Source organism: Sphingobacterium suaedae, assembly GCF_042684625.1.
GTDB lineage: Bacteria > Bacteroidota > Bacteroidia > Sphingobacteriales > Sphingobacteriaceae > Sphingobacterium > Sphingobacterium suaedae.
The window spans coordinates 1-6948 of the sequence record NZ_JBHULR010000009.1; the positions used below are offsets into that span (position 1 = coordinate 1).

General features: G+C 38.7%; 6 protein-coding genes. 2 read left to right on the forward strand and 4 right to left on the reverse strand.

What is annotated here, in order from left to right; genetic code table 11:
- The coding region (locus ACFSR5_RS15555; RefSeq protein ID WP_380905383.1) for a TlpA family protein disulfide reductase at nucleotides 1-652 on the forward strand (652 nt) is incomplete at its 5' end.
- Nucleotides 653-674: 22 nt separating this feature from the next.
- Here ACFSR5_RS15555 and ACFSR5_RS15560 read toward each other — a convergent pair.
- Nucleotides 675-1391, reverse strand: a complete 717-nt coding sequence (locus ACFSR5_RS15560; RefSeq protein WP_380905384.1) for an AbiU2 domain-containing protein — start codon at nucleotides 1389-1391, stop codon at nucleotides 675-677.
- Nucleotides 1392-1458: 67 nt separating this feature from the next.
- Entirely contained in the window at nucleotides 1459-2613 is a 1155-nt protein-coding gene (locus ACFSR5_RS15565; RefSeq protein ID WP_380905385.1) for a hypothetical protein, read from the reverse strand.
- Between the two features lie 500 nt (nucleotides 2614-3113).
- On the opposite strand from ACFSR5_RS15565, the gene ltrA reads away from it, so the two are divergent.
- Nucleotides 3114-4346 carry a group II intron reverse transcriptase/maturase gene (gene ltrA / locus ACFSR5_RS15570; protein ID WP_380905386.1) on the forward strand — a complete coding sequence of 411 codons (1233 nt, stop codon included), beginning with the start codon at nucleotides 3114-3116 and terminating at the stop codon, nucleotides 4344-4346.
- A 44-nt stretch (nucleotides 4347-4390) separates the two neighbouring features.
- On the opposite strand, the gene ACFSR5_RS15575 is transcribed toward ltrA, so the two are convergent.
- Together ACFSR5_RS15575 and ACFSR5_RS15580 are read right to left on the reverse strand one after the other, a co-directional pair.
- The gene (locus ACFSR5_RS15575; RefSeq protein WP_380905387.1) at nucleotides 4391-5482 is read right to left on the reverse strand and encodes a KAP family P-loop NTPase fold protein; all 1092 of its coding nucleotides are present in this window, start codon (nucleotides 5480-5482) and stop codon (nucleotides 4391-4393) included.
- Nucleotides 5483-5858: 376 nt separating this feature from the next.
- A complete protein-coding gene (locus ACFSR5_RS15580) occupies nucleotides 5859-6443 on the reverse strand; it encodes a hypothetical protein (RefSeq protein WP_380905388.1) in 585 nt (194 codons plus the stop codon).
- Nucleotides 6444-6948 lie beyond the last annotated feature (505 nt).

Genomic DNA, 6948 nt, shown 5'->3' on the forward strand with positions numbered 1-6948 from the left:
TCATACCGCTTTGTTGCCAGTCTGCTATCATGGCAAACATCTGCATTCTTTTTTCTTCTTTGCTCATTTAGCAAAGCTCCCCATTATACATCGCTCAGAAAATATGTACTTGGTAGGGCGGATACTTTGGTTTGCGCGTTTTGTCTACAAAGGGTTCCCTTTTATTGTCAGTCGCGATGTCCTTGCCAACGACATGGTTATTATCCCGGACAAGCCATATTTTGAGAGGGCTGAGTCTAAACTGTTTAAAAAAAACGGGGCGAACATCAATCTCCTTGGCGACAGCTTTAATCTTACCATGTCCAAAACGGCTGCGACAATTTTTTTGCATACAACTAGGAACCTTGATCCAACTCATTTTGTTGTGCAACCGGTTTCACTAAAAGTCGTCGGGGAGACGATTGATACTTTCAAGCTTATAAAACCTTTAAAAGGAAAAGATATTATAACACAAAACCTTAACAATATTTCTAATCTCAAAGGCAAATATGTATTGCTATATTTCTGGAGCGACAAATGTCGTCCTTGTATTAACAGCTTACCTGTTTTAAATCAAGTGTATAAAAAATTAAAGAGTAGAGAATTCGAAATATTTGGTGTTATAGATATTAGGGATAAAGGAAACGTCAGTGGTTTTCTCAAAAAATGTTAATTAATTTGGAAAATATATAAACCTATGTATGTTGAGTTTTTTTCCTAAAACCCTCAATTTCCAATTTACTGAAATGCCTTTCCAAACGGTAGGTATCTGCGGTATCCATTGTATTTTGGAAATATTTGTAAGTCTTTTCAAACTCTCTCGCATACTTATTCAGGAATCTATCAATTCGTAAATCTATACCAGCGTCGTATTCTGAATAGATTGCTACTAAAAATCGTTCTATGACATTCATTAAATCCCACACTTCATTGTAGGTAGGAAACAGATCTTGGGTCAATATATTGATCTGGTCGTCAGTGTGAGCGTAAAATTTATCACGTAGCAATTTTAACTTGTTAAGTGTAGAATCTTGATCATTATCATCGATCACCTTTAGAACCTCATTGAAGCAATCTAGCGAAATATTTTCTTTGAATTCTTTGTTTAAAAGTTTATTGTAAAGCTTTCCAATACTAAATTTTTCACCCTTTGATCTGGATAATATTTTTGTTATTTCGAGGACAAACAGTACCCAGCTTTTTCTTGATAGCTCTGCGTAGACTGGCGACTCTCTGGTTACCAGATAATCTATTATTTCGATATTAATTTCAGGGTCATTCCGGATATTGAACTTCTCAAAATAGAGTTTCGGACTTCTTGTTATATGAGCCTCGGCTAATGCAACTTTACTTTTTATATATAATACATATATCTTCCCAGTGAGTTCTTTGCATTTATTGATGTTTTCCATAATAAGCATAATTTAGTTTTGTAAGAGTTAATATTGACTTTATTCAATTAAAGTCAAATAAACCACATCAATCTGTCATCGTTTCCTTTTCAGGTTCTGTTTGATTTGAATGCTGATCCAAATCATACCAGTGCATAAACTGCCTTATTGCTGTTTTAAGAGTGTGACCTTTTCGAGGTTCAAAGAATTTTACTTCCATTTTTCGTATATTTTTGTATTTCCTCTTTGAAAAGGCTTTATTGATTTTATGGATGTCGTAATATTTTTTCAGTGCGTCATAGGATTCCTTTTTGAAATCGGTTTTAAGAGATTCTGTATTTCCACTGATACTAGTTATTTCAGATGTTAATTCATCAATAATGATTTCTTGAAAATCATTATATTCCTTCATGCATTTGTCTATATATTTAAATACTTTTTGCGGCGAAACTCGATGCCATATTTCTAAAAGTGTATAAATATGGTCTGAATGACTTTGGAATAAATTACTTTGAATTTGTTCCGATTCCTTGAGCGCTCTATGTAATAATGTTTCTTCGAGTTTTGGAAAATCCTCATCATCTATAAATGGTCCAAATTGACTCTTTGTTGATCTATACCATCTCAAAAGTTCGTAAGAGAACTCAAATTCGTCACATTCTTCGATCAACTTCTTAGCAATATTAAAACGTTCGTTGTAGTCACTTTCATGTGCTAATAGATCCGATAATGTTATAGCAATATTTGATCTTTCATTAAGAAAAATGGTTACTTGTGCACTTTCCCTATCCACAAGATTTTTTTGAAATTTGCAAATTAATTCAATTAAAATCTTTCTCTGTTGAGAGTCCAAATTGTTATTATAAAGAGCTATTTTTGATAAAAACTCTTGTGGTTTAACACCTGAAATCAATTTAATTGTTTCTCGGTCTAGCTCTTTAGAATCTAAGCTTTTAAGCTTGTTTATATAATCTTCAAAATACAAGTCGGAAATTTCACCAGTTGGAACACTATAAAGAAAATATCTATTAAAATACTTTTTCGAAGCGATTCTCTTTTCCTTTTCCCATCCATGGTCACCATACGAATACTTATAGTTTTCAAATGCCTCCTTCGTTATGGGAAATAAATGTTTTAGGAGATCGTTGACTGATTCTTGATCATTTTTTGATAGGCCTTGATTTATATTATTTACACGTTGATGAAATTGTGTGCCTTGAAGCAGCCTAAGGCTAGGCTGCATGCTGTACGATTGATGGCAGTTTGGCCTGCCGTTGGGGATGACAGACATACCCAACAAACTACTCCGTGGTGCTGTCTTTCCGAAAGGAGGTGGTATTGAGCGACGAGAGAAAAGGTAGTAATGTAACTATCAAGTGAGATCCAAGGAGCTGAACGAAAGTGAATGGCTGTATTAAAGTATCGTTATCGACTAATACCCTGCCAAAATCGGACAAAATGTTTCGTGGCCGAGATCAGAGTCCAGCAGCAGTAAACTGGTGTCGGCTGGATGGCAGGCGGTGCAGAGGCCGCAGGAACTTGGATCAGGCGATCGTACGGAACAAGGGAACTTATGGGAGGATGTTAAGGCAAGGACACAAGTACAACACATGTACAAGGTCAAAATTGCCAAAGCCTTCCATAGGGACGGATCACTCCGTAGTACCGATGAAATTTCTGTAATGGAGATGGAGGAAAGGGAGTGACCAGTTCAGTTTATAATAAACAACAACATTAAAACGGATGATTGATTACTATGAAACAAAGCAACATCCGATCACCAAGAAAATGGTGTTGGATGCTTACCGAAAAGTACGGGTAAATAAGGGGAGTGCTGGGATTGATGCACAGAGTCTGGAACAGTTTGAGGAACGGTTAACGGATAATCTATATAAAATCTGGAACCGTATGACCTCGGGCAGTTATCATCCGAAAGCAGTAAGGGAAGTTCAAATTCCGAAGAAAAGTGGAGGTTATCGAGGACTCGGAATACCTACGGTGTCGGACCGAATAGCGCAACAAGTTGTCAAAAGCTGTCTTGAACCCAAGGTAGAGCCGAGCTTCCATCAGGACTCCTACGGTTATCGTCCGGGCAAGAGTGCTCATGATGCGCTGGCTAAAACGGTGCGGAACTGTGGATACTACAGTTGGGTTGTAGACTTGGACATCCGTGGCTTCTTCGATAACATCGATCACGAACTGCTCATGAAAGCCGTGCGCGTATATACCGATGAGAAATGGATAATCATGTACATCGAACGCTGGCTTGAAGTAGGCGTAGTACGTGAGGGTAAAGTGCACAAACGCGGAAAGGGGACACCTCAGGGTGGAGTGATAAGTCCTCTACTGGCCAACATCTTCCTGCACTTCGTTTTTGACAAATGGATGGAAAAGTATCATGACAATATGCCTTTTGAAAGGTACTGCGATGACGCCATCATCCACTGTACTACCTGGAATCAGGCTGTATTTATCAAGAATGCGGTAACTAGGCGTATGAAGGAGTGCAAACTTGAGCTCAACAGCGAGAAAACAAAAATCGTATACTGCAAAAACTCGATCCACAGAGAGTCAAATCCAGTACCGGTTTCGTTCACCTTCCTTGGTCATACATTTAGACCATTGGGCAGGCCAACTAAAAACGGCTGGAAACTTACGTACTTTCCGTGTATGAGTCAGGATGCGAAGAAATCCGTTCGAGAGAAAGTGAAGAGCGTAGTAAACAGGCGTTTCATGGGAAAGCTGCAAGACATCGCCCAACGCCTGAATGCAATGGCCAGAGGTTGGATTAATTACTACTGTGTGTATTCAAGATGGACGGTGTATGGACTTTGGTATTGGGTCAACCTCAAGTTAGTAAGATGGGTTATGAGACGTAAAAATATGGGAAGAGGGAGAGCACATCGGTGGTTGAGGAAAATCTATAACCAGAACACAAATCTATTCATCCACTGGACGCTTTCCAGACCGTACTAAATAAAGTAAGAGCTGAGCTGGAAGCGCCGTGTGACGGGAGACTGTCACGCACGGTGCTGTGAGAGGTTCGGGGTGAAATTCCCCTTACCTACTCGACCCTCCTTCTTTTTATCATCTGTTCCCCTTTTGTATATATTTTCGTAAGATTCAATGAAATATTCAGGATTATGTTTTATAAAATCATAAAATTGGGGATAGAACAATTTTAGCCCTTCAAATAGAATCAAGTCACTAATATTAACTTCGCCCGATAGTAGAGGAATCAAAAATGCAAGAGAATTTGCATACCTAATAGCGAGTCTCGGAGTTTTGATCCTTAAAATAATATTTTTTGAGATTTGATAACCAACCTCTGAACTTTTTTCTTTTAGATCAATGTTGTTAATCCTTAAGATGTCATTTAATAATTCGAATGTATAGTTTAATAAGCTATTCGGAAGTGCTTGAGGAATGCGTAAAGGAACTTGTATGATTTTCTCTAAAAAATTATGACCTGCGCTTTTGTTTCCTTCCGCATATCTCTCCCCGATCGCGGAGGCTACCATGTCATCGTCAAAAGAGAGTATATAATAAGTTTTTGTAAAATCTGCTGTTAACTTTATAAGTTTAAATAATGCAAAGAGTTCTTGTTTATCGAGCCTATCGATGTCATCAATGATAATTACAACTTTTTTACTACTCTCTTGAAGAAATTTGTTGACACGTCCTTTTAAGGTATCCAAACTCGCATCTGACATTGTCTCCCCGACCTTAGTTAGATCCAATCCTAAAATACTAGTAATATTCCCATAGTCTTTTAAGATCTTACCTATTAATTCTTTTTGGCTATTAAGCTCTCTATCTAACACCGATGAGAGGTTTTTAAAGAAATTGAGAATTAAAGTATCTTCATCTTTAAATCTCCAAGGGTTAAACTTGACCAATAGGATATCATTTTTTGTTACTAAATCATTCTCGATCATATTTAGAACTGAGGATTTTCCTTCCCCCCAGATTCCATACAATCCAACAACCAATCCATCTTGTGTATTTCGTTTCGCGATGGTCTCAGCAATTCGATTGGCAAATTTGTAACGATCAAATCTGTCGTAATCTTTTGAATGAATTGGTTTGTCTGAGTTGAACAATTGATCCATAAATATCTGTCTATATGTTAAGGTCTGTGTTATGCGATAGCAATCGCTTTCTTATATTCAGCTTCCTGAATCTGCTGCTCCTGAAACTGGTGTACGTTTTTCCATGTTGCTGGCGCGAGTTTTTAACTCGTGCCTGTATTTTGTTTTACTTCTATCGGAACACGAGCTGCACCCTCGCGCTAGCGTACGTTTTTTCTATGTTGCTGGCTACGGTTTTCCATATCGCTGGCGCGAGTTTTTAACTCGTGCCTGTACCTTTTACTTCTATCGAGAACGAGCTGCACCCTCGCGCTAGCACCGAAATTTACGTTTTTTTAGCCACGGGGAAATTCTTTTAAAGGGTCCCTTATTGCTATCGGCAGCAAGAAGGGCAGGTTCATCGGATTCTAAAGCTACCATTGAAAGTAGACCGTCCTCCGCTTTCATTAGGAATAGAAAAAACTATTGTTCCCTCTCCTTTGGTATTGCTAAGCCCTCCGCTATTGTCAAAATATGTGAAAACGATATGCCCGGTACCAAAATAGTAAGTGTTATGATTTTCGGTGTATTGTATGAATGAGGAATCCCAGATTTTGGACTGATCCCCATCAATCCCTTTCTGAAAAATTTCTTTTCCGTTTTCTGGTGCTATTTCATATTTCTTATTTAACAGGACACCACCAGTTACCGGCAGATAAACAATAATAGTAAAGCTTTTAGAATTTTTTTGACCTTCCAATTTAAGGGAAGAAGAAAGAGTGACATTTTCTTTATGATCTCCAAATAACCCGGTAGTAGGAGGGGTGTAAACTAATTGTGGCCCATCGTACGCGCCTGGTGGCAGGATTAGGGACTGCTCATCGACGTACCTAATGCCGTCTTTTTGGATTTCTAATTTGTTGCCATTCTTTAAAGGTTCTCCATTCTTGTCGCATGAAAAAAATAGAATTGAAATAATTGTTAGACATAATATTGATCTCATAATTAGTGTTTTTTTGGATTAAAACGGTAAGATTTATTGAATTGCTACAGGGATAATCGAACGGTTCATTATAGGATCAAAAATCAATTGCGCTTAATCTTTATAAAATCAGGTCATAAGCTTATCTATTTATGAATTTGGGCTATAGCTCCATTAAAAAAGTGCTTGCTGAGGGTCATCATGCTGGCGTGATGCTATACCAAGAGAAAGGGACGCTGAGCTTCTGTTTCTATCGAGCACGAGCTGCAAGCTCGCGCTGGCTGCGGTTTTCCATGTTGCTGGCTGCGGTTTTAACTCGTGCCTGTACCTTGTTTTACTTCTACCGGAGCACGAGCTGCAAGCTCGCGCTAGCACCGGAGGACGAGCTGCGCCCTCGCGCTGGCGTCCGTTTTTCCATGTTTGCTGGCGCGAGTTTTTAACTCGTGCCTGTATCTGGTTGTACTTCTACCGGAGGACGAGCTGCAAGCTCGCGCTAGCACCGGAACACGAGCTGCAAGCTCGCGCT